We start from the raw sequence: 21,290 nt of genomic DNA on the forward strand, positions 1-21,290 counted from the left end.
GGGCGCGCCACGCCCCGGTCCGCGGGCCCTACCCCAGCAGCCTCCGCAGGGCGAGGGCGTCGGGGGCGGCGGCGGTGAGCAGGGTGGCGTCCGGGCCGGGCAGGGTCAGCAGGGCGGCGTCACCCGGGCCGGGGGGCGGGGGCGGCGGGTGGCCGACAGTGAGCAGCTGGCCGGTGGCGTGGTGGCCGCCGAGGACGGCGGGGCCGTCCCAGCCGGGTGCTCCGGCGCCGAGGTCGGTCTGCTGGTCGAGCAGCAGGCGGCCGGCCCGGCGGACGGTGAGCCGGGAGGTGATCCGTCCGGGGGCGGCGCCGCGGGTCCAGTCGTGGTGGCGGCCGAGGACCTGCTCCTCGCGGTAGCGCAGCCGGGCCCCGGCGGCGAGGGTGATCCGGGTGTGCAGGACGAGGTGGCTGCCGCTCGCGGCGACGACCGGTTCGGGCCGCCAGTCCAGCCGGGCGTCCGCACCGACGGTGAGCTCGACGGCGTAGTGCGCCGGCCCGGGGCCGGGCAGGCTGATGGTGGCGGCGGCGCTGGTCACGGTGAGCGCGGCGCCGTCGGCGACCTCGGCGGTGAGGGCGAGCCGGTCGCCGCCGAGCGGGGCGGCCATCGAGCCGACGACCACGACGTGGGCGGCGCCGCCGGTGCCTCGGGTGCGGCGGGGCGCGAGCGGCCCGCCGCCGGACAGGACGGGCAGGGCGGTGCCGCCCCGCCCGTCCGGTGCGGCGACGATCCGGGCCTGCGCGGTGAGCGCGGCCGTCACCGGCCGGCGGGTCGGCCGGTACGCCCGTCGGCGCGCTGCCCGGCCGGGGCCTCCGCCCGCCACTCGGCGAGCCGCTCGCGGACCCAGGCGGCGACCGGGGCGACACCCTCGGCCGAGGTGAGCGAGCAGAAGACGGTGGGCAGTTCGCCGCGCTGGGCGGCGGCGTCCCGGGCCATCACGTCGAGGTCGGCGCCGACCAGCGGGGCCAGGTCGGTCTTGTTGACGACGAGCAGGTCGGAGGTGGAGACGCCGGGGCCGCCCTTGCGGGGGATCTTGTCGCCGCCGGAGACGTCGATGACGAAGATCTGGTGGTCGACCAGGCCCCGGCTGAAGGTGGCGGTGAGGTTGTCGCCGCCGGACTCGACCAGGACGAGGTCGAGCGGCCCGACCGCGGCCTCCAGCTCCTCGACGGCCTCCAGGTTGGCGGAGATGTCGTCGCGGATGGCGGTGTGCGGGCAGCAGCCGGTCTCGACGGCGGTGATCCGCTCGGGTGGCAGGACGGCGTTGCGGAGCAGGAACTCGGCGTCCTCGGTGGTGTAGATGTCGTTGGTGACGACGGCCAGCGACAGCTCCTCGCGCAGCAGGCGGCAGAGGGCGGCGACGGTGGCGGTCTTGCCGGAGCCGACCGGCCCGCCGAGGCCGATCCGCAGGGCCCGGCGGCTGCCGTCCGCGGTCCGGGGGCCGTCGGCGACCGGCGGACCCTCGGCGGTGCGCGGGCCGTTGACGGTGTGGGTGTGGCGGGCGGGGGCGTCGACGGGGTCGGCGTGGTCACGATGCAAAGAGGCGGACCTTCCAGGAGGTGTGCTGCTCGGCGTAGACGTCGAGCAGCGGGGCGGAGGCGGCGGGCAGCGCGTCCGGGTCGCCGTGGGCGGCGGACTCGGCGGCCGCGGCGGCGACGGAGTCGAGCTGCGGGGCGAGGCGGGCGAGTGCGGCGGTGACCTCGTACGGGTCGAGGCCGAGCAGCCGCACGCACGCGGTGGCCGGCCCGTTGACGCTCTCGTACGCGGCGGCGGACGCGGCCTGGACGGGGGTGAGTCCGGCGGCGAGCGCGGTGACGCCGAACGCGACCGGTTGGTGGGCGCCGCGCGGGAGTTCCGCGGCCAGCCGGTCGAGGCCGGGGTGCGGCCAGGCGGCGCGGGCGGCCCGCAGCAGCTGGCGGCCGAGCCGCCGGCTGGTGGCGCGCAGCGCGGCGGACGGCGTGCGGGCGTCGGCGGCCCGGTCGAGCAGGACGGCGTCCTGTCCGGTGGCGGCCGCGGCGGCCAGGGCGGCGGCCACCAGTCCGGTGGTGTGCAGCCGGCCGGTGAGGAAGGCCGCCATGCTCGCGGTGTCGTGCACCCGGCCGGCCCGGACGGCGGCCTCGGCGCCGCCGGAGTGGGCGTGGCCGCCGGCGGGGAACCGCCCGTCGGCGAGCAGCAGCAGTGCGGCGACGGTCATCGCTGCGTGCTGCTCAGAAGAGGAAGTACCGCTGGGCGAGCGGCAGTTCGGTGGCCGGTTCGGGGGTGACGGGCTCGCCGTCGACGGTGACGGTGAAGCTGTCGGGGTCGACCTGCACGTGCGGGCGGGCGCTGTTGTTGACCATGTGCTCCTTGGTGACGCCGCGGGTGTTCCGGATCGCGGTGAACTGCTTGGCCACGCCCAGCTGTTCGGCGAGCCGCTCGGGCAGCCCGTGCTCGATCGCCACCGGTGCGGTGAAGTTGAGCGAGTTGGCCGCCGCGGAGCGCCCGGTGGCGCCGAACATCGGCCGGGGGAAGACGGGTTGGGGGGTGGGGATGGAGGCGTTGGCGTCGCCCATCTGCGCCCAGGCGATCTGGCCGCCCTTGACCACGAGGTCGGGCTTGGCACCGAAGAAGGCCGGTGTCCAGAAGACCAGGTCGGCGAGCTTGCCGGGTTCGACCGAGCCGATCTCGCCGTCCAGGCCCTGGGCGACCGCGGGGTTGATGGTGTACTTGGCGACGTAGCGGCGGGCCCGGTGGTTGTCGGCGCGGCCGTCGCCGGGCAGGGCGCCGCGGCGGGCCTTCATCACGTGGGCGGTCTGCCAGGTCCGCAGCACGATCTCGCCGATCCGGCCCATGGCCTGGGAGTCGGAGCTGATGATGGAGATGGCGCCGAGGTCGTGCAGGACGTCCTCGGCGGCGATGGTCGCGGGCCGGATCCGGGACTCCGCGAAGGCGAGGTCCTCGGGGACGTGCGGGCTGAGGTGGTGGCAGACCATCAGCATGTCGAGGTGTTCGTCGGCGGTGTTGACGGTGTGCGGCCTGGTCGGGTTGGTGGAGCTGGGCAGCACGTTGGCCTCGCCGACCACGGTGATGATGTCGGGGGCGTGGCCGCCGCCGGCGCCCTCGGTGTGGTAGGCGTGGACGCCACGGCCGGCGATCGCGGCGAGGGTGTCGCCGACGAACCCGGCCTCGTTCAAGGTGTCGGTGTGGAGGGCGAGTTGGGCTCCGGTCCGGTCGCAGACCCGCAGGCAGGCGTCGATCGCCGCGGGGGTGGCGCCCCAGTCCTCGTGGATCTTGAAGCCGAGCGCGCCGGCCCGCAGCTGGTCGTGCATCGCCGTCTCGTTGACGGTGTTGCCCTTGCCGAGCAGGCCGAGGTTGACCGGCAGGCCGTCCATCGCGGCGAACATCCGGCCGAGGTGCCAGGCGCCCGGGGTGATCGTGGTGGCCTTGCTGCCCTCGGCGGGGCCGGTGCCGCCGCCGACCAGGGTGGTGACGCCGGAGGCCAGTGCCTCGTCGGCCAGCTGCGGGCAGATGAAGTGGACGTGCGCATCGATCGCCCCGGCGGTGACGATCCGGCCGTTGCCGGAGATCACCTCGGTCTCGGGGCCGATGACCAGGTCGGGGTGGACGCCGTCCATGGTCTCCGGGTTGCCGGCCTTGCCGAGGGCGGTGATCCGGCCGTCCCGGATGCCGATGTCGGCCTTCACGACGCCCCAGTGGTCGAGCACCACGGCGCCGGTGACGACGGTGTCGGGGGCGCCCTCGGCCCGGCCCGCGCGGGCCTGGCCCATCGACTCGCGGATGACCTTGCCGCCGCCGAAGACGGCCTCGTCGCCGCCGCGGCTGCGGTCCTCCTCGATCTCGATCAGCAGGTTGGTGTCGCCGAGCCGGATCCGGTCGCCGGTGGTCGGCCCGTAGAGGTCGGCGTAGCGCTCCCGGGTGAGGCGCAGCGCGGGGCGTCCGGCGGCGGGGCGCCCGGCGACAGGGCGGCCGGCGGGCCGTTCGACCGCGGGGTCAGCCATCGAGCGGCCCTCCCGTCTCGCCGCGCAGGCCGGCGATCTCGCGGCGGCCGGTGACCGGGACCAGCTCGACCTCCACCGGGATGCCCGGTTCGAAGCGCACGGCAGTGCCGGCGGGGATGTTCAGCCGGCGGCCGCGGGCGGCGGCCCGGTCGAAGTCGAGGCCGGGGTTGGCCTCGGCGAAGTGGTAGTGCGAGCCGACCTGGACCGGTCGGTCGGCGCCGTTGCGGACGGTCAGCCGGGTCACCGGCAGGCCGAGGTTCAGCGCGATCTCGCCTTCGCCGTAGAGGATCTGACCCGGAATCAGCTGCTCGGCGGCGCTCACTGGATCGGCCCGTGGACGGTGACCAGTTTGGTGCCGTCCGGGAAGGTCGCCTCGACCTGGACGTCCGGGATCATCTCGGGGATCCCGTCCATCACGTCGTCCCGGGTGAGCACCTTGCGGCCGGAGTCCATCAGCTCGGCCACGGTCCGGCCGTCGCGGGCGCCCTCCAGCACGTGCGAGGTGATCAGGGCGACCGCCTCGGGGTGGTTGAGCCGCAGGCCGCGGGCCCGGCGGGAGCGGGCCACGTCGGCGGCCACGTGGACGAGCAGGCGCTCCTGCTCGTGGGGGGTGAGTTTCATCTGCGCGCACCTTCGAGGGGAGTAAGAGCGCGCGGACACGACGCTGTGCCGCGGTGGTGGCGCATACCGTAGCGGACGAACGACCCCGGCGGCAGTAGCCGTCACCCGTTCGGGTCGGCATCACTATGCACGACCCGCCATTTCTATAAATCGATTCGCCGTCAAGAGTGCATGATCCCGGAGCGAACCTCAATTCGCGCTCAAGTACTGAACCTACTCATCAGTTACGTAACACATGTATGAACTGAATGCCCCCTACCTGCGGCGATGTAGGGGCGAAGTAGGTAAACATTCAGCAAAGGAATCTGTGCAGAGGCCTATGAATACGCCTACTGTGTGGCAACTCTCCGCGCTCCGATGGCCGGGGCCCCCACACCACAGAGAGATTTCGAATGGCATCCCTCAACCAGCTCTCCCCGCCGAGCACCGGTACCGACTCCGGTACCACCAACCACCGCTCGCTGCGCCGCGAGGTCGGCCTGATCGGCCTCATGTGGGCCTCGGTCGGCTCGATCATCGGCTCCGGGTGGCTGTTCAGCGCCAAGAACGCCTCCATGGTCGCCGGCCCCGCCGCCCTCATCTCCTGGGGCATCGGCGCCATCGCGATCGCACTGCTGGCGTTCGTCCACGCCGAGCTCGGCGGCCTCTTCCCCGTCGCGGGTGGCACCGCCCGCTACCCGCACTACGCCTTCGGCGGCCTGGCGGGGATGTCCTTCGGCTGGTTCTCCTGGCTTCAGGCGGCGACCGTGGCGCCGATCGAAGTCTTCGCCATGATCAACTACGCCACGCACTGGTCCTTCGCCGAGGGCCTGCAGCGGCCCGACGAGACGCTGACCACCAGCGGCCTCATAGTCGCCGTCTTCCTGATGGCCCTCTTCGTCGCGGTCAACTTCCTCGGCGTCAAGGTGCTCGCCCGCACCAACAGCATCACCACGTGGTTCAAGATCGCCGTCCCGCTGGCCACGATCTTCGTCCTGGCCATCACCAACTTCCACCCGGGCAACTTCACCGAGCACGGCTTCGCGCCGTTCGGCATCAAGGGTGTCCTCACCGCGATCAGCACCAGCGGCATCATCTTCGCCCTGCTCGGCTTCGAGCAGGCCCTGCAGATCTCGGGTGAGAGCCGCAACCCCAAGCGCGACATCCCGCGCGCCGTCATCGGCTCGGTCAGCATCGGCACCCTGATCTACGTCCTGCTCCAGGTCGTCTTCATCGCCGCGATCCCCGCCGCGAGCCTCGCCGGCGGCTGGGCCGGCCTGGACTTCGAGGGCATCAGCCGCCCCTTCGCCGGCCTCGCGATGACCGTCGGCCTCGGCTGGCTGGCCTACGTCCTCTACGTGGACGCCATCGTCTCCCCCGGCGGCGCCGGCCTGATCTACACCACCTCCACCTCGCGCATCTCCTACGGCCTGAGCAAGAACGGCTACGCGCCGCAGGCCTTCGAGAAGGTCGACAAGAACGGCGTGCCGTACTTCGGCCTGATCATGTCCTTCGTGACCGGCGTGATCTGCTTCCTGCCGTTCCCGAGCTGGCACGAGCTGGTCGGCTTCATCACCTCCGCGAGCGTGCTGATGTACGCCGGCGCCCCGCTCGCCTTCGGCGCGCTGCGCCGCCGCCTGCCCAACCGCGAGCGGTCCTACCGCCTGCCCGGTGGCTCGGTCATCTCGCCGCTGTCCTTCGTGGTCGCCAGCCTGATCATCTACTGGTCCGGCTGGGACACCCTGTACCGCCTGGGCTTCGCGATCCTGATCGGCTACCTGCTGCTCGGCGGCTACGCGGTCTACGCGATCCGCAGGGGCCTGCCGAACGCCCCGCGCCTGGACTGGCGGGCCGCCCAGTGGCTGCCGGCCTTCCTGGTGGGCCTCGGCGTGATCTCCTGGCAGGGCACCTTCGGTGGCCAGGGCAACATCCCGATGTGGTGGGACATGCTCGTGGTCGCGGTCTTCGCCCTCGGCATCTACTTCTGGGCGATCCGGGTCGCGCTGCCGGCCGACGTGATCGAGAAGAACATCGAAGACGTGGAGGTCGTCGACGCGGGCGGTCACTGACGCACCCCACCACCCCCTCGACGATCCACCACCCAACGCACGGGCCCGCCGGTTCACCGGCGGGCCCGTGCCCCGCTTGTCGCCCACTCGTCTCCGGGGTGCTTCTGGCCCGGCGCCGACACTCGTCGCTCCGGCGCTCGTACCTCGCTGGTCACTCCTCACTTTCGGCACCGGCGCGCCCCTTCGGCTCGGGGCGGGTGGCGCCCGCTCGCCCAAAGTGCGCTCTCGGGGCGGGTGGCGCCCGCTCGCCCAAGGTGCGCTCTCGGGGCGGGTGGCGCCCGCTCGCCCAAGGTGCGCTCTCGGGGCGGGTGGCGCCCGCTCGCTAGATCTTCAGCACCGCGCGCAGGGCCGTCGCCACCGCCGCCTCCGGGTCCGCCGCGGCGCCCTCGGAGCGCCAGGCGACGAAGCCGTCCGGGCGGACCAGCACCGCGCCGTCCGGGCGCACCCCGTGCAGCTCGGCGAAGTCCGCCCCGGGCTCGGGTGCCAGGTCGTCCTCCGCGCCGGTGCCGATCCGGTAGGCGTCCAGCGGGACGGCCAGCCGGTCCGCCGCCCGCCGGGCGCCGTCCAGCCAGGCCGCGCCCTCCGGGCCGGTGAGCAGCACCATCGCCTGCTCGTACAGGTCGAGCGTGGAGAGCTTCACCCCGGCGCGCAGCAGCCACTGGTGCGGCGCCCGGCTGCCGGGCTCGCCGTTGGCCCCGAACTGCTCCGGCACCACCGGACCGGCCGGGTCCGTCCCGACCACCGCGCCCGCGGGGTAGCGGTAGCCGAGCGCCACCGCCAGCACCCCGGCCTGCCGTCCGACGCCCGGCACCACCGCGTACCCGGGGTGGCTGTGCTCGGCCGACCGGGCCGAGGCGCGCTCGCCGGTGACCTGCGCCACCGGCTGCCGCTCCCGCCCGTACGACTCCAGCAGCTCCGGCCCGGCCCAGCCGCAGAGCACCGCGGCCAGCTTCCAGGCCAGGTTGTGCGCGTCCTGGATGCCGGTGTTGGAGCCGAACGCTCCGGTCGGCGACATCTCGTGCGCGGAGTCCCCGGCCAGGAAGACCCGGCCGCTGGAGTACCGCTCGGCCACCCGCTCGGCCGCGTGCCAGGGCGCCTTCCCGGTGACCTCCACCTCCAGGTCCGGGATGCCGACCGCGGCCCGGATGTGCCGGACGCAGCGCTCGTCGGTGAACGCCTCCAGCGGCTCGCCGTGCTCCGGGTGCCAGGGCGCGTGGAACACCCACTCCTCGTGGTTGTCCACCGGCAGCAGCGCGCCGTCCGCCTCCGGGTTGGTCAGGTAGCAGGCGATGAAGTGCCGGTCGCCCACCGCCTCGGCCAGCCGCTTGGCCCGGAAGGTGATGCTGACGTTGTGGAACAGCTCGCCCTTCCCGGACTGGCCGATGCCCAGCCGCTCCCGGGCCGGGCTGCGCGGACCGTCCGCGGCAACCAGGTACTGCGCCCGGACGGTCCGCTCCTCACCGGTCTCCCGGCTGCGCAGCAGCGCCGTGACGCCCTCGGCGTCCTGTTCGAAGGAGACCAGCTCGGTGCTGAACCGCACGTCTCCGCCCAGCTCGCGGGCGGACCGCAGCAGCACCGGCTCCAGGTCGTTCTGGCTGCACAGGCACCACGCGCTCGGGCTGAACCGGGCCAGCCGCCCGCCCGGGTCGATCTCCCGGAACAGCCACTCCTGCTCCGCGCCGGTCAGCGAGGGGGCCTGCAGGATGCCGTGGTTCGCGGCGAGCACCGAGGCGGCCTCGCGGATCGCCGGCTCGATCCCGGCGACCCGGTAGAGCTCCATCGTGCGGACGTTGTTGCCTCGGCCACGCGGGTGATGCGAGGTGTCGGCGTGCTTCTCGACCAGCAGGTGTCTGACACCCAGTCGGCCCAGGAAGAGTGAGGCCGACAGCCCGACGAGCGAGCCGCCGACGATCAGGACCGGCACCCGGTCATCAACCTTCGGATTCATCAATTGCTCCAGCCTGTACGGGGGTTCGCGGCCCGGCTGCGGGGCACGGCGCCGCCCTCGGCGGGGCCGGACGGACAGCGGCCCCGTCCTTCCATCCCCCGCGCCGGGGGCGTTCTGCCGCCACTTCGCCCGGATGGCCCGCATATCTCGCGCAACCCGTGGGGTCCGCGCACGATCGACCTCAGGCCTGGCGCCGAACGCCAGGGCCGACCGCCACCGCACCGCCCTCCTCCCCCGCCGGGCGCAGTCCCCCGGACGCCGCCCGGCGCGGCCCTTCGCGGGCGGCTCAGAAGCAGAAAGTGGATCATGACGACTCTGTCCGAACCGCAGGCGCAGCAGCACGCCGAGACCGACACCCGGCTGCGCGTGATGCTGATGCTCGAAATCAAGGACGGCGCCCAGCAGCGCTTCCTCGACGTCTACGAGAAGCTGCGCCACCAGGTGGCCTCGGTCCCCGGCCATGTGAGCGACCAGCTCTGCCAGTCGATCAACGACCCGCGGCAGTGGCTGATCACCAGCGAGTGGCGGGACCAGGAGACCTTCCTGGAGTGGGTGGACAGCCCCGCGCACCGCGAGATGGTCAAGCCGATGCACGGCTGCGTCAGCGACACGTTCCGCTCGCTGCGCTACTCCATCCTCCGCGAGACCTCCGCGGCCGGCGCCACCGGCACCCGCGCGCCGATGCCGGTCCCGCCCGGCCTGCCCCGCACCCAGACCCCCGGGCACGTCGGCCCGCCGCAGGCCGCCCCCGGCCCGGACGGGGTGGTCCGCCACGCGCTGACCTTCACCGTCAAGCCGGGCAGCGAGCACGAGGTGGCCAGGATCCTCTCCGGCTACACCTCGCCCAAGGCCGAGGTCGACGAGACCACCCGGCTGCGCCGCACCTCACTGTTCATGCACGGCAACCGGGTCGTCCGGGCGGTCGAGGTGATCGGCAGCCTCGGCGACGCGCTGCGCCACGTCGCGATGCAGCCCGAGGTCCGGGCCGTCGAGGAGGCCATCAACCCGTACCTGGAGGAGGCCCGGCAGCTGGGCGACCCGCAGTCGGCGCGCGCCTTCTTCGCCAAGGCCGCCCTGCCGGCCGAGCACCAGGCGATCGCCGGCTCCCCCGCGTCCGGCCGGCTGCACCGGCACGCCGTGCTGTACCCGGTGAAGCCGGGCAACGGGCGGGCGGTGGCCGAGCTGCTGGCCGAGTACGACAACCTCGCCACCGCCGACCCGACCGGCCCGGTCGCGGCGAGCACGGTCTTCCACCGCGACGACGTCGTGGTCCGCCTGGTGGACCTGCGGGTGCCCGCCGAGGCCGACCCGGCCGCCGCGCTCGGCGTGGCCGGCGAGCGGGAGGCCACCGTGCTCGGCCGGCTGCTCGACCTCGGCGCGGAGGGCGACCTGCGCACCGTCGCCGGTCTGAGCGCGCTCCTCGCCGCCCGCTCGATGAGCCCGGTCACCGACCGCAGCTCGCAGATGGACTGACGGCGCACCAGCCCGCCCGCAGGACCGGAAGACCAGACCCCACACTCGGAGGAACAATCATGACCACGCAGTACCCACGGATCGTGCACGTCGACGAGGCCCCGGAGAACCGGCGGCGCGGCGGCGACCTGCGCGCCATGCTCACCCCCACCACCTGCGGCGCGACCAGCGGGTTCATGGGTCTGGCCATCGTGCAGCCCGGCGAGCGGATCGGCGAGCACTACCACCCGTACTCCGAGGAGTTCGTGTTCGTGGTGTGCGGCGACCTGGAGGTGGACCTGGACGGCGAGACCCGTCCGATCAAGCCCAACCAGGGCCTGATGATCCCGCTCAACATGCGTCACCGCTTCCGCAACGTCGGCGACACCGAGGCCCGGATGGTCTTCCACCTCGGCCCGCTCGCACCGCGGCCCGAGCTCGGCCACGTCGACACCGAGGAGACCGAACCGGCCGTCGCCTCCGGCCCGCCGGAACACGCCAAGGTCGCTTCGTGACACGGCGTGTCGCCGTCACCGGGATCGGTGTGGTGGCGCCCGGCGGTGTGGGCGTGCCGGCCTTCTGGCGGCTGCTCACCTCCGGGCGCACCGCCACCCGGGGCATCACGCTCTTCGACCCCACCGGGTTCCGCTCCCGGATCGCCGCCGAGTGCGACTTCGACCCGGCGGCGCACGGGCTGGGCCCCGAGGAGGTCCAACGGGCGGACCGCTACGTGCAGTTCGCGATGGTGGCGGCGGACGAGGCGATCGCCGACGCCGGGCTCGACCTGGCCGCGGAGGACCCGTGGCGGATCGCCGTCTCCCTCGGGACGGCGGTCGGCGGCACCACCCGGCTGGAGCACGACTACGCCCTGGTCAGCGCCGGCGGCGACCGCTGGGACGTCGACCACCGACAGGCCGAGCCCCAGCTGCACCGGGCGTTCGCGCCCAGCACGCTGGCCTCCACGGTCGCCGAGCGCACCGGCGCGCACGGCCCGGTGCAGACTGTCTCCACCGGCTGCACCTCCGGGCTGGACGCGATCGGCTACGCCTTCCAGGCGGTCGAGGAGGGGCGCGCCGACATCTGCATCGCCGGCGCCTCCGACTCCCCGATCTCGCCGATCACCGTCGCCTGCTTCGACGCCATCAAGGCCACCAGCGAGCGCAACGACGATCCGGAGCACGCCTCCCGCCCCTTCGACGCCCACCGGGACGGCTTCGTGCTCGGCGAGGGCGGCGCCGTCCTGGTGCTGGAGGAGCTGGAGCACGCCCGCCGACGCGGCGCCCGGATCTACGGCGAGATCGGCGGTTTCGCCACCTTCGGCAACGCCTACCACATGACCGGCCTCACCCAGGAGGGGCTGGAGATGTCCCGGGCGATCGACGAGGCGCTCGCCCACGCCCGGGTGAACCGCACCGACGTCGACTACGTCAACGCGCACGGCTCGGGCACCAAGCAGAACGACCGGCACGAGACGGCGGCCGTGAAGCGCTCGCTCGGCGGGCACGCCTACGAGACGCCGATGAGCTCGATCAAGTCGATGGTCGGGCACTCGCTCGGCGCGATCGGTGCGATCGAGGTGGTCGCGTGCACCCTCGCCCTCGCCCACGGCGTGGTGCCGCCGACCGCCAACTACGAGACTCCGGACCCGGAGTGCGACCTCGACTACGTGCCGCGCACCGCGCGCGAGCTGCCGCTCCGTCACATCCTGTCGGTCGGCAGCGGATTCGGCGGATTCCAGTCCGCCGTCGTGCTGAACAGAACGGGGTGATTTCCATGACGTCACGTCAACAGGGCCGCCGGGCGGTGGTCACCGGCCTCGGCGTGGTGGCGCCGAACGGCGTCGGGGCCGACGCCTTCTGGAAGGCCACCACGCAGGGCGTGAGCGTCCTCGACCGGATATCCCGGGAGGGCTGCGCGCACCTCCCCCTGCGAATTGCGGGCCAGGTGAGGGACTTCGACCCGGCGTCGGTGATCGACAGCCGCTTCCTGGTGCAGACCGACCGCTTCACCCACTACGCGATGGCCGCCGCCGACCTGGCGGTGGCGGACGCCGGGTTCACCCCCGACCCCGAGCAGCCCTTCGGCGTCGGCGTGGTGACCGCGGCCGGCTCCGGCGGCGGCGAGTTCGGCCAGCGCGAGCTCCAGCAACTCTGGGGACAGGGACCGCAGTTCGTCGGCCCGTACCAGTCCATCGCCTGGTTCTACGCGGCCAGCACCGGCCAGGTCTCGATCCGCGGCGGCTACAAGGGCCCGTGCGGGGTGGTGGCCAGCGACGAGGCCGGCGGCCTTGACGCCCTGGCCCACGCCGCCCGGGCCATCGAGCGCGGCACCGACGCCGTGGTGGCCGGCGCCGCCGAGGCGCCGCTGGCGCCGTACTCGATGGTCTGCCAGCTCGGCTACCCCGAGCTCAGCCTCGCCGAGCAGGCCGACCGGGCCTATCTGCCGTTCTCCTCCGCGGCGGCCGGCTTCTCCCCCGCCGAGGGTGGCGCGATGCTGCTGCTGGAGGACGAGGAGACGGCCCGCCGCCGGGGCGCCGCCGTCCGGGCCCATCTGGCCGGACACGGCGCGACCTTCACCGGTGCCTCCCGCTGGGAGGAATCCCGGGAGGGCCTGGCCGCGGCGATCCGGATCGCGCTCGACCAGGCCCGGATCTCCGCGGAGGACGTCGACGTGGTCTTCGCCGACGCCCTCGGCGTCCCGGCCGCCGACCGCGCCGAGGCACTCGCACTGGCCGACGCCCTCGGCCCGTACGCCGAACGCGTGCCGGTCACCGCGCCCAAGTCCGGCACCGGGCGGGCCTACTGCGGCGCGCCGCTGCTGGACACGGCCGCCGCCGTCCTGGCCATGGAGGACGGCGTGGTGCCGCCGACCCCCAACGTCACCGAGGTCTGCCACGACCTCGCCCTGGTGACCGGCCGTGCCCGCCCGGCCGAACTGCGCACCGCCCTGGTGCTCAGCCGCGGGCTGATGGGCTCCAACTCCGCGCTGGTGCTCCGGCGCGGCGAGCAGGCCTGACCGCACCCCGTCTGGCCCACCCGGCTCACCCGGCAGACCCGGTGAGCCCACCTACGGAAGGGAACAACCCGTGAGCAACACCCTCACCCATCCCGAACTGGCCACGCTGATCCAGGCCCGGGCCGGCGTCGTGATCGACCCGGTGGACCTGGAGCGCCCGGGCGCCAGCTTCGACGAGTTCGGCGTGGACTCCCTCGGTCTGCTCGGCGTGGTCGGCGAACTGGAGAACCGGCACGGCGTGAAGGTCACCAACGGCGCCGAGTCGGCCAAGACCCCGGCCGAATTCCTGCAACTGGTCAACTCCGCCTTCACCGCGAAGGCTGGTGCCTGAGATGTCCGGACACACCGACAACGAGATCGTCATCGCCGCGCCGCTCGACCTGGTCTGGGAGATCACCAACGACCTGGAGAACTGGCCGCAGCTGTTCAGCGAGTACGCGTCCGTGGAGGTGCTGGAGCGCGACGGCGACCGCGTGCGCTTCCGGCTCACCATGCACCCCGACGAGAACGGGCAGGTGTGGAGCTGGGTCTCCGAGCGCACCACCGACCGGTCCTCGCTCGCGGTGCAGGCCCGCCGGGTCGAGCCCGGTCCGTTCGAGTTCATGGACATCCGCTGGGAGTACGCGGAGGTCCCGGCCGGCACCCGGATGCGCTGGGTGCAGGACTTCGCGATGAAGCCGACCGCACCGGTGGACGACGACGGCATGGTCAACCACATCAACCGCAACTCGCGCATCCAGATGCAGCTGATCCGCGAGAAGGTCGAGAAGAAGGCCGCGGAGGTGTGAGTCCGATGACCCATCGCGCACTGATCGTCGCCCGGATGAAGCCCGGGGCGGCCGACGGCATCGCCGAGGTGTTCGCCGAGTCCGACCGCGGTGAACTGCCGCAGCTGATCGGCGTCACCGGGCGGAGCCTGTTCCAGTTCGGCGACGTCTACCTGCACCTGATCGAGGCCGACCGCCCGCCGGGCCCGGCCGTCGCCAAGGTGATCGGCCACCCGGAGTTCCGGGCGGTCAGCGACGCCCTCACCGCCTACGTCCAGGCGTACGACCCGGCCACCTGGCGGGAGCCCAAGGACGCCATGGCGCGTGAGTTCTACCGCTGGGAGCGTCCCGGCCTCAACTGACCGGGGCCGGACGGCCCGCACCCGGACGACCGGCACCCCGCCGGGTGCCGCCGGGCAGCCGCCCGGACGCGCCCGCACACGCCGGTGCCCCGCAGGCGATCCTGCGGGGCACCGGCGTGCCGTGCGTCGGGGCCGGGCCGGAGGCACGGCGGGTGCGGGCCCGGCTCAGCCGGTCATGGCGGCGAGGACGGTGTGCCAGTCCTCGCCCGGCTCCGGACGCAGCAGGTCGGCGAGCGCGTCCGCCCGGTAGCGCCAGGGCCGCAGCAGCTCGGGGTCCGCGTCCGCCGTCTCCTCCAGCGGGCTGGACGAGCCCAGCAGCCGGACCAGCTCGGCGGTGAACTCGGGCCAGGGGACGTGGCCGGAGACCGCGTTGACGATCCGGCCGGCCGCGCGGGCCGTCCCCGCCCCGCCGTCCGCACAGCCCGCCACCGCCCGGGCGAGGGCCGCCGCGTGCACCCAGCAGGCCACGTGGTGGTCCGGGCCGGCGCCCGCCGGCGGCATCGGCAGCGCGATCGGCCGGTTCGCCAGGGCGGCCTGGTAGAGCGCGCCGGTCGCACCCCAGCGGAGCTGGTCGCGCAGCCGCCGGTGCGGTCCCCAGACCAGCGGGGAACGGACCACCACCCCCGGGCCGCGGCCGCCGGTACCGGCCGCGGCCAGCAGGATCCGCTCGCACTCCGCCTTGGCCTGCCCGTACGGGCTGACCGGCCCGGTGGCCGGCGCGCCCTCGGGGACCTCGTGCGCCGCCGGGCGGCCGTAGGCGTCGATGCTGCTGACGAAGACGAAGGGGCCGCTGCCGCGCCAGCCGTCCACCAGGACGCGCATCGCGGCGACGTCGACCGCGTGCTCCGTGAAGGTGCAGGCGGCGTGGATCACCGCGTCGACGCCGTCCACCGCGCGGCGCAGGCTGTCCGGATCGCCGAGGTCCCCCTCGGCGACCTCGGCGCCGGTGCGGGCCACCAGGTGCGCCGACTCCGGCCGGACCAGTGCCCGCACCGGCCGGCCCTGGGCCGTCAGCTCCTGCAGCACCGCGGCGCCGACCCCTCCGGTGGCGCCGGTGAGCAGCACCGTCCCGACCCGGGTGGTCCCGGTCGTCGGTCCGGTGCGCCGGGCCAGGGCCGCCCGGCGCTCGGTGGCGCGCTCGTCGAGCAGCGCGGCCAGCGCCCGCGGGGTGCGCTGCTCCAGCACGTCCAGGCCGGTCAGCGGCAGGCCGGCCCGGGTGCGCAGGCGCTCGGCCAGCTGGACGGCGACCAGCGAGTGGCCGCCCAGCTGGAAGAAGTCGCCGTCCGCCGGCGGCCTGCTGCCCAGCAGCTCGGCGAAGGCGTCCCGGACCGCCTCCAGCCGCGGCGTCTCGGCCGACGGCTGTGCCGGGGCGGGCGCTCCGGGGAGACGGGCGGGGTCGAGCCCGCCGTCGGCGGTGCGCGGCAGCGCGTCCAGCAGGGTCACGGCGGCCGGGAGCCGGTCCGCCGGGAGCCGGCGGCGCAGCGCGGCGCGCAGGTCGGCGCCGCTCGGTGCGCCTGGGCCGCGGACGACGGCGAAGGCGAGGGCCGGGCCGGCCGCGGGGTGCACCACGGCGGCGTCGGCGACCCGGGGGTCGGCCAGCAGCGCGGCGACGGCGGGGTGCGGCGGCTCCGGCCCGGTGCCGGGCCCGGTGCCGGTGGACTCTGCCGGGGGCTCCGCGGCGGGTGCCGCCGGGGCGAGCAGGGTGCCCGGCAGCGCCGAGAGGCGGCGGTCCGGGTCGGCGGCGACGGCGGCGAGCAGCTCGGCGAAGCCGGCGAGCAGCCGGCCGGCCGGCTCGGCGTCGAGGGCGGCCGGGTCGTGCTGGAGCAGGCAGCGCGGCCGGGGGCCGTCCTCGACCAGCAGGGTGAGGCCGAACTTGGCCAGCCCGAGCTCGATCTCGACCGCCTCCGCCGTCAGGCCGGGCAGCGCCAGCGGCTCGGCCGGGCGGACGACGTCGCAGCTCACGGCGAGCGGCGGGGTGCCGTCCGTGCCGCGGGCGGTGGCGTCGAGCCTGGCGACGACCAGGTCGAAGGGGACGTGCTGGTGCTGCTGCGCGTCCAGCTGGGCCGCCCGGACGCCCGCCAGGACCTCGGTGAACCGCGGATCGCCGGAGAGGTCCGCGCGGACCGGCAGAGTGTTGACCTGGAGGCCCACCAGGCGGCGCAGTTCGGGCCTGGCGCGGTGGCCGCCGGCGCAGCCGAGGGTGAGGTCGGGCTCGCCGGTGGCGATCCGCAGGGTGGCGAAGGCCGCGGCGAGGACGACGGTGAAGAGGGTGGCACCGTGGCGTGCGCCGAGCTGCCGCAGGTCCTCCAGGGTGGCGGCCGGGAGCGGGGCGGTGTGCAGGGCGGCCCGCCGCTCGGGGGTGCCGGGCGGTACCGGGCGCAGCAGCGGGAGCGGCCGGGTGCCGGCCAGCCGGGCGGCCCGCTCGTCGGCCGCGGCCGCGAGTTCGGCGTCGCGGCCGCGCTCCCAGCGGGCGTAGTCGGCGTACTGCGGCCCGGGGTCGGGCAGGTCCGCCGGCCGGCCCTCGACCGCCGCCGCGTAGAGGGCCCCCAGGTCGGCGGTGAGCACGGACAGGGAGCCGCCGTCGACGGCGATGTGGTGGACGGTCAGCAACAGGGTGTGGTCGTCCGGGGCGTGCCGCAGGGCGAGCGCGCGCAGGACCGGGCCGGTGGCGAGGTCGAACGGGCGCGCCGCCTCCTCGTGCAGCAGCGCCGGGGCGTCCTGCTCGGCGGCGGGGACCACGGCGACCGGCACCCGGACGACCGGGCCGACCTCCTGACGGGGCCGGCCGTCCCGCTGCCGGTAGCGCGTGCGGAGCACGGCGTGGCGGGCGGTGAGCGCGGTCAGTGCGGTGGCGAGGGCCTCGGGGTCGAGCGGGCCGCGCAGCCGGGTGGCGAGCGGGACGTGGTAGCGGGCGCCGCCCTGGCCGAGGCTGTCCATCAGCCACATCCGCTGCTGGGCGTGGGAGAGCGGGGCGGGTTCGGCGGTGGCCGCGTGGGCGAGCGGCGGGGCGGTCCGGGCGCGCTCGGCGCCGGAGCGGCGGCGGGCGCGGGCCAGCAGGTCGGCCTGGCGGGCGGCGTGGTCGCCCGGGTGGCCGGTGGTGGAGGTCATCGGGTCGGCTCCAGGAGGTACGCGGCGGGCTCGCCCGCCTCGGTGTCGCCGGGCGCTGCGTCGTCGGGCGCTGCGTCGTCGGCCGCGAGCAGGGCGCGTTCGATCAGGGCGGCCTGGCCGGCCACCGTGGGGTGGTCGAGGAAGTCGCCGAGCGGGAGTTCGACACCCAGGTCCTCGCGCAGGTCGTCGACCACCCACATGGCCAGCAGCGAGTGGCCGCCCTCGGCGAAGAAGTCCGCGTCGGGCGCGGTCACCGGGCGCTCCAGCGCCCGCGACCAGGCCTCGGCGACGACCTGCTGGATCGGCGTCAGGGCCGCGGCCGCCGTGGCCGGATCGGCCCCTTCGGCCGGGGCGGGTGCGGTGTCGTCCCCGGCGAGCGCCCGGCGGTCGACCTTGCCGGTCCCGGTGAGCGGCAGCGCGTCCAGGACGGTCCAGGCGGTCGGCACCAGGTGGGCCGGCAACCGCTCGGCCAGTCGGCGGCGCAGCGCCTCCGGGGCCGGCCGGGTGCCCTCGGCCGGCACCACGCAGGCGGTCAGCGCCGCGTCCTCCCGGCCGGCCCGGCGGACCACCACGGCGGCCTCGGCCACCTCGGGGAAGGCGCGCAGCGCGTGCTCGATCTCGCCGGGCTCGATCCGGAAGCCGCGCACCTTCACCTGGTCGTCGAGGCGCCCGTGGAACTCCAGGGTGCCGTCGGGCCGCCGGACGGCGAGGTCACCGGTGCGGTAGGCGCGGCCGATGCCGGGGAGGTCCCGGAACCGCTCGGCCGTCAGCTCCGGCCGGCCCAGGTAGCCGAGGGCCAGCCGGGTTCCGGCGATCCAGAGCTCGCCGCGGGTGCCGTCCGGCACCGGTGCCTGCGCGTCGTCCAGGACGTAGGCGCGGGCGCCGCCGAACGGGCGGCCGATCGGCACCGGGCCCGCGCAGTCGGCCGGCTCCACCCGGTGCAGGGTGGCGAAGGTGGTGGCCTCGGTGGGGCCGTAGCCGTTGACCAGGGTCAGCCAGGGGAACGCCCGGAGCACCGCGCCGGCGTGCTCGGCGGCCAGCGCCTCGCCGCCGGCCACGACGGTGCGGAGCACGCCGAAGATCCGGGACCTGCGGGCGGCCAGCTGGTGGAAGAGCGCGGTGGTGAGGAACGCCGTGGTGACGCCGAACCGCTCGACGTCCCGGGCGAGTTCCTCGGCGGTGGGCCGTTCGGCGGGCGAGACGGCGACGGCGGCGCCGCGGGCCAGCGGCGCCCAGAGCTCGAAGGTGGCGGCGTCGAAGGTGGCGGGCGAGTGGAAGAGCACGCGGTCGCCGGGGCCGAGCCGCACCGAGTCGGGCGCGGTGGCCAGGTCGGCGACGGCGGCGTGCGGCACCTGGACGCCCTTCGGGCGGCCGGTGGAGCCGGAGGTGTAGTGCACCAGGGCGACCGCCTCCGGGGTGGCGGCGGGCCGGTCCGCGAGGCCGTCGGCCGTCGGTCCCGCGGCCGTGCCGGTCCCGGCGGCGCCGCTCTCGGACGGGCCGGTCTCGGTCAGGACGAGGACCTGGTCGTCGGCCAGTCCGGCGTCCGCGAGCAGCGCCTTGTCGCCCAGGGTGAGCCGGACGCCGGCGTCCCCGGTCATCTCGGCGATGCGCGGCCGGGGGTAGGCCGGGTCGAGCGGGACGACGTGGCCGCCCGCCCACCAGACGGCGAGTTCGGCGACGACCAGCCGGGTGGAGCGGGCACAGAGCAGGCCGACGGCGCTGCCGGGGCGGACTCCGCGGCGGCCCAGCTCGGCGGCCAACCGGCTTGCGGCGTCGACGAGTTCGCGGTAGGTCAGGCTGATGGAGCCGTCGGTCACGGCCAGCGCGCACGGGTGCTGCCCGGCGTACCGGGCGATCAGGGCGGGGACGGTGGTGGCGGCGGACTCGGCGGCGGTGGCCGCGGCCGGGCGCTCCGGCGCGGGGCCGCCCAGGCGGGTGGGAGCAGTCATGGGTGTCTTCCCTTCCGGGCGCCCCCGGTCGCTGCCGGGGGCGCCCTGCTACGGGGTACGGACGGGGCCAGGGGCCTGTTTCAAAATTCCGTCGTCCGCCCGGAGGGCAGGCGGGAGTTTGAAAACAGGCCCTGGAGGAGGGCAGCCGGGCCGTCAGCCGACGGCGCTGGGCAGCCGTTCCCCGACCAGCCGCCCGACGGCGCGCAGGTCGGGCTGGCGCAGCAGCTGCGGGGCGCGCAGCCGGACGCCGCACTCCTCCTCCAGGGCGGCCAGCAGGCGCGCGGCGACGATCGAAGTCCCGCCCGCGTCCAGGAAGTTGTCGGCGAGGCCGAGGTCGGGCCGGCCGAGCAGCTCACGGCAGAGCCGCAGGACGGTCCGCTCGGCGGGGCTCGCGTCCTCCTCCTCCGGGGCGGCCGGGCGGACCGGCTCCGTGGCGGCGAGCAGGGCCGACCGGTCGACCTTGCCGTTGGCGTCCAGCGGGAAGGCCTCGACCAGCCGGACCGCCGTGGGCACGGCCTGCTCCGGCAGCCAGGGCCGGACGGCGTCCAGCAGCTCGGCCGCCGCGGGCGCCTCGCCGGCCGGCGCCTCCCCGCTCGGCGCGGGCTGGACGAAGGCGACCAGCTGCACGCCGCCCGCCGGGCCGGGCCGGGCCGCCACGACGGCCCGCCGCACCCACGGGTCGCGCTCGAACGCGGCCTCGACCTCGGCGGGCTCGATCCGCACGCCGCTCACCTTGACCTGGTCGTCCAGCCGTCCGAGGAACTCCAGCACACCGTCCGGGCGCATCAGCACCCGGTCGCCGGTGCGGTAGACCCGGTCGGCGCCCTCGATCCCGGCCGGTGCCTCGACGAAGCGGCGGGCGGTGAGCTCCGCGTCCAGGTAGCCGATGGCCAACCCCCGGCCGCCGACCAGCAGTTCGCCGGCCTGCCCGCGCGGCACCGGCCGGCCGTCCGGGCCGGCCACCAGCACCACCACGCCGGGGATCGGCAGGCCGATCGGCGGCGCGTCGGTGCCGTGGCCACCGCCCGGCGGCATGGTGTGGACGCTGGTGACGACGGTGGCCTCGGCCGGCCCGTACGCGTTGTGGACGGTGGCGGTGACGTCCGGCCCGGGGGTGCGGCGCAGCCGGTCGCCGCCGATGCAGAGGTGACGCAGGGCCAGTCCGGCCGGCCACGGACGGTCCAGTACGGGCTCGGCGAGCGGGGTCGGCAGGACGGCGACGGTGATGCCGGCCTCGCGCCACCAGTCGGTGAGCGCGGACCGGTCCCACCGGACGGCGTCGGGGGCGACGCTGAGGGCGGCGCCCGAGGTGAGGGTGGCCCAGAGCTCCATCAGGTGCGGGTCGAAGGCGACGCCGATCAGCAGGCTGTGCCGGTCGCCGGGGCCGAGGCCGGTCAGCTGCCGGTACCACTGCAGCAGCGCGCCGAGCGCGGACTCGCCGACGGCCACCGCCTTGGGGGTGCCGGTGGAGCCGGAGGTGAGGACGGCGTAGTGAGTGCCGGCCGGGGCACGGACGCCGGCCGCGTCGCCGTCGGCCTCGGCGGCGGGAGCGGCAAAGGCGGCGACCACGGTGGCGGCGGCGTTCGCCCCCTCCGCCGGGAGCGCCAACGGCAGCTGCTCGCCGGCCCGGTGGGCGGGCGGCAGCAGCTCCGGGTCGCCGATCAGGCAGGCCGGGCGGAGCTGTTCGGCGACGGCCTGCAGCCGCCGCTCTCCGGGGCGAGGGCCGAGCGGCAGGTGAACGGCGCCGAGCCGGGCCACGGCCAGGGTGGCGGCGACCAGCGCGGCCGAGTGGTCCAGGCAGACGCCGACCAGGTCGCCGGGGCCCACCCGGTCCTTCAGGCTCTCGGCCGCCTCGGCGGCGAGCCGGTCGAGTTCGGCGTAGCTCCAGCTGCGCGCGCCGTCGACCAGCGCGGGGGCGTCCGGGGTCCGGTGGACCCAGTGGGTGAAGAGGTCGAGCACCGCACCGTCCTGGTGCGGCCGGCCGTAGCCGATGCCGAGCTCGGACTGACGATCAGTCATGAGGGT

At 75.3% G+C, this 21,290-nt stretch carries 18 protein-coding genes; 8 read left to right on the forward strand and 10 right to left on the reverse strand.

Going from position 1 to position 21,290, the window contains the following annotated elements; translation table 11 throughout:
* Nucleotides 1-28 precede the first annotated feature (28 nt).
* The 6 genes from ACIPSC_RS20655 to ACIPSC_RS20680 are packed head-to-tail and all read right to left on the reverse strand — an operon-like array spanning nt 29 to nt 4,616.
* Nucleotides 29-757: an urease accessory protein UreD gene (locus ACIPSC_RS20655; RefSeq protein ID WP_400827350.1), complete on the reverse strand. Its 729-nt coding sequence runs from the start codon at nt 755-757 to the stop codon at nt 29-31.
* Complete coding sequence (gene ureG, locus ACIPSC_RS20660) at nt 754-1,536, reverse strand: urease accessory protein UreG (protein ID WP_400827351.1); 783 nt, start codon at nt 1,534-1,536, stop codon at nt 754-756. The genes ACIPSC_RS20655 and ureG overlap by 4 nt, the downstream gene beginning before the upstream one ends.
* Nucleotides 1,526-2,191 carry an urease accessory protein UreF gene (locus tag ACIPSC_RS20665; RefSeq protein WP_400827352.1) on the reverse strand — a complete coding sequence of 222 codons (666 nt, stop codon included), beginning with the start codon at nt 2,189-2,191 and terminating at the stop codon, nt 1,526-1,528. The genes ureG and ACIPSC_RS20665 overlap by 11 nt, the downstream gene beginning before the upstream one ends.
* 13 nt (nt 2,192-2,204) lie before the next feature.
* Entirely contained in the window at nt 2,205-3,995 is a 1,791-nt protein-coding gene (locus tag ACIPSC_RS20670) for an urease subunit alpha (protein ID WP_400827353.1), read from the reverse strand.
* Nucleotides 3,988-4,299, reverse strand: a complete 312-nt coding sequence (locus ACIPSC_RS20675; RefSeq protein WP_400827506.1) for an urease subunit beta — start codon at nt 4,297-4,299, stop codon at nt 3,988-3,990. Before ACIPSC_RS20675 ends, ACIPSC_RS20670 begins: the two co-directional genes overlap by 8 nt.
* Before the next feature lie 14 nt (nt 4,300-4,313).
* Entirely contained in the window at nt 4,314-4,616 is a 303-nt protein-coding gene (locus tag ACIPSC_RS20680) for an urease subunit gamma (RefSeq protein ID WP_238864500.1), read from the reverse strand.
* Between the two features lie 392 nt (nt 4,617-5,008).
* On the opposite strand from ACIPSC_RS20680, the gene ACIPSC_RS20685 reads away from it, so the two are divergent.
* On the forward strand, nt 5,009-6,664 hold the full coding sequence (locus ACIPSC_RS20685; protein WP_400827354.1) for an APC family permease: 1,656 nt from the start codon (nt 5,009-5,011) through the stop codon (nt 6,662-6,664).
* 322 nt (nt 6,665-6,986) lie between these two features.
* On the opposite strand, the gene ACIPSC_RS20690 is transcribed toward ACIPSC_RS20685, so the two are convergent.
* A complete protein-coding gene (locus tag ACIPSC_RS20690) occupies nt 6,987-8,612 on the reverse strand; it encodes an FAD-dependent oxidoreductase (protein WP_400827355.1) in 1,626 nt (541 codons plus the stop codon).
* A 306-nt stretch (nt 8,613-8,918) separates the two neighbouring features.
* On the opposite strand from ACIPSC_RS20690, the gene ACIPSC_RS20695 reads away from it, so the two are divergent.
* From ACIPSC_RS20695 to ACIPSC_RS20725, 7 genes are all read left to right on the forward strand, one after another.
* Nucleotides 8,919-10,085 (forward strand): SchA/CurD-like domain-containing protein, encoded by a 1,167-nt coding sequence (locus ACIPSC_RS20695; RefSeq protein WP_400827357.1) that lies wholly within the window; start codon nt 8,919-8,921, stop codon nt 10,083-10,085.
* Between the two features lie 59 nt (nt 10,086-10,144).
* Nucleotides 10,145-10,579, forward strand: a complete 435-nt coding sequence (locus ACIPSC_RS20700; protein ID WP_400827359.1) for a cupin domain-containing protein — start codon at nt 10,145-10,147, stop codon at nt 10,577-10,579.
* Complete coding sequence (locus ACIPSC_RS20705) at nt 10,576-11,832, forward strand: beta-ketoacyl-[acyl-carrier-protein] synthase family protein (RefSeq protein ID WP_400827360.1); 1,257 nt, start codon at nt 10,576-10,578, stop codon at nt 11,830-11,832. The genes ACIPSC_RS20700 and ACIPSC_RS20705 overlap by 4 nt, the downstream gene beginning before the upstream one ends.
* A 5-nt stretch (nt 11,833-11,837) precedes the next feature.
* A complete protein-coding gene (locus tag ACIPSC_RS20710) occupies nt 11,838-13,079 on the forward strand; it encodes a beta-ketoacyl synthase N-terminal-like domain-containing protein (protein ID WP_400827361.1) in 1,242 nt (413 codons plus the stop codon).
* 70 nt (nt 13,080-13,149) lie between these two features.
* Nucleotides 13,150-13,410, forward strand: a complete 261-nt coding sequence (locus ACIPSC_RS20715; RefSeq protein ID WP_400827363.1) for an acyl carrier protein — start codon at nt 13,150-13,152, stop codon at nt 13,408-13,410.
* Between the two features lies 1 nt (nt 13,411).
* Entirely contained in the window at nt 13,412-13,867 is a 456-nt protein-coding gene (locus ACIPSC_RS20720; protein WP_400827364.1) for an SRPBCC family protein, read from the forward strand.
* A gap of 5 nt (nt 13,868-13,872) precedes the next feature.
* Nucleotides 13,873-14,208 (forward strand): TcmI family type II polyketide cyclase, encoded by a 336-nt coding sequence (locus ACIPSC_RS20725; protein ID WP_400827365.1) that lies wholly within the window; start codon nt 13,873-13,875, stop codon nt 14,206-14,208.
* Nucleotides 14,209-14,373: 165 nt separating this feature from the next.
* Here the strand turns inward: ACIPSC_RS20725 and ACIPSC_RS20730 are convergent, their stop codons facing one another.
* From ACIPSC_RS20730 to ACIPSC_RS20740, 3 genes are all read right to left on the reverse strand, one after another.
* Nucleotides 14,374-17,316, reverse strand: coding sequence for a condensation domain-containing protein (locus ACIPSC_RS20730; protein ID WP_400827367.1), 2,943 nt, complete (start codon nt 17,314-17,316; stop codon nt 14,374-14,376).
* On the reverse strand, nt 17,313-19,265 hold the full coding sequence (locus ACIPSC_RS20735) for a non-ribosomal peptide synthetase (protein WP_400827369.1): 1,953 nt from the start codon (nt 19,263-19,265) through the stop codon (nt 17,313-17,315). Before ACIPSC_RS20735 ends, ACIPSC_RS20730 begins: the two co-directional genes overlap by 4 nt.
* A 153-nt stretch (nt 19,266-19,418) precedes the next feature.
* A complete protein-coding gene (locus tag ACIPSC_RS20740) occupies nt 19,419-21,284 on the reverse strand; it encodes a non-ribosomal peptide synthetase (protein ID WP_400827370.1) in 1,866 nt (621 codons plus the stop codon).
* Nucleotides 21,285-21,290: the final 6 nt, after the last annotated feature.

It is taken from the genome of Kitasatospora sp. NPDC090091 (assembly GCF_044747365.1).
In the GTDB taxonomy this organism is placed as follows: domain Bacteria; phylum Actinomycetota; class Actinomycetes; order Streptomycetales; family Streptomycetaceae; genus Kitasatospora.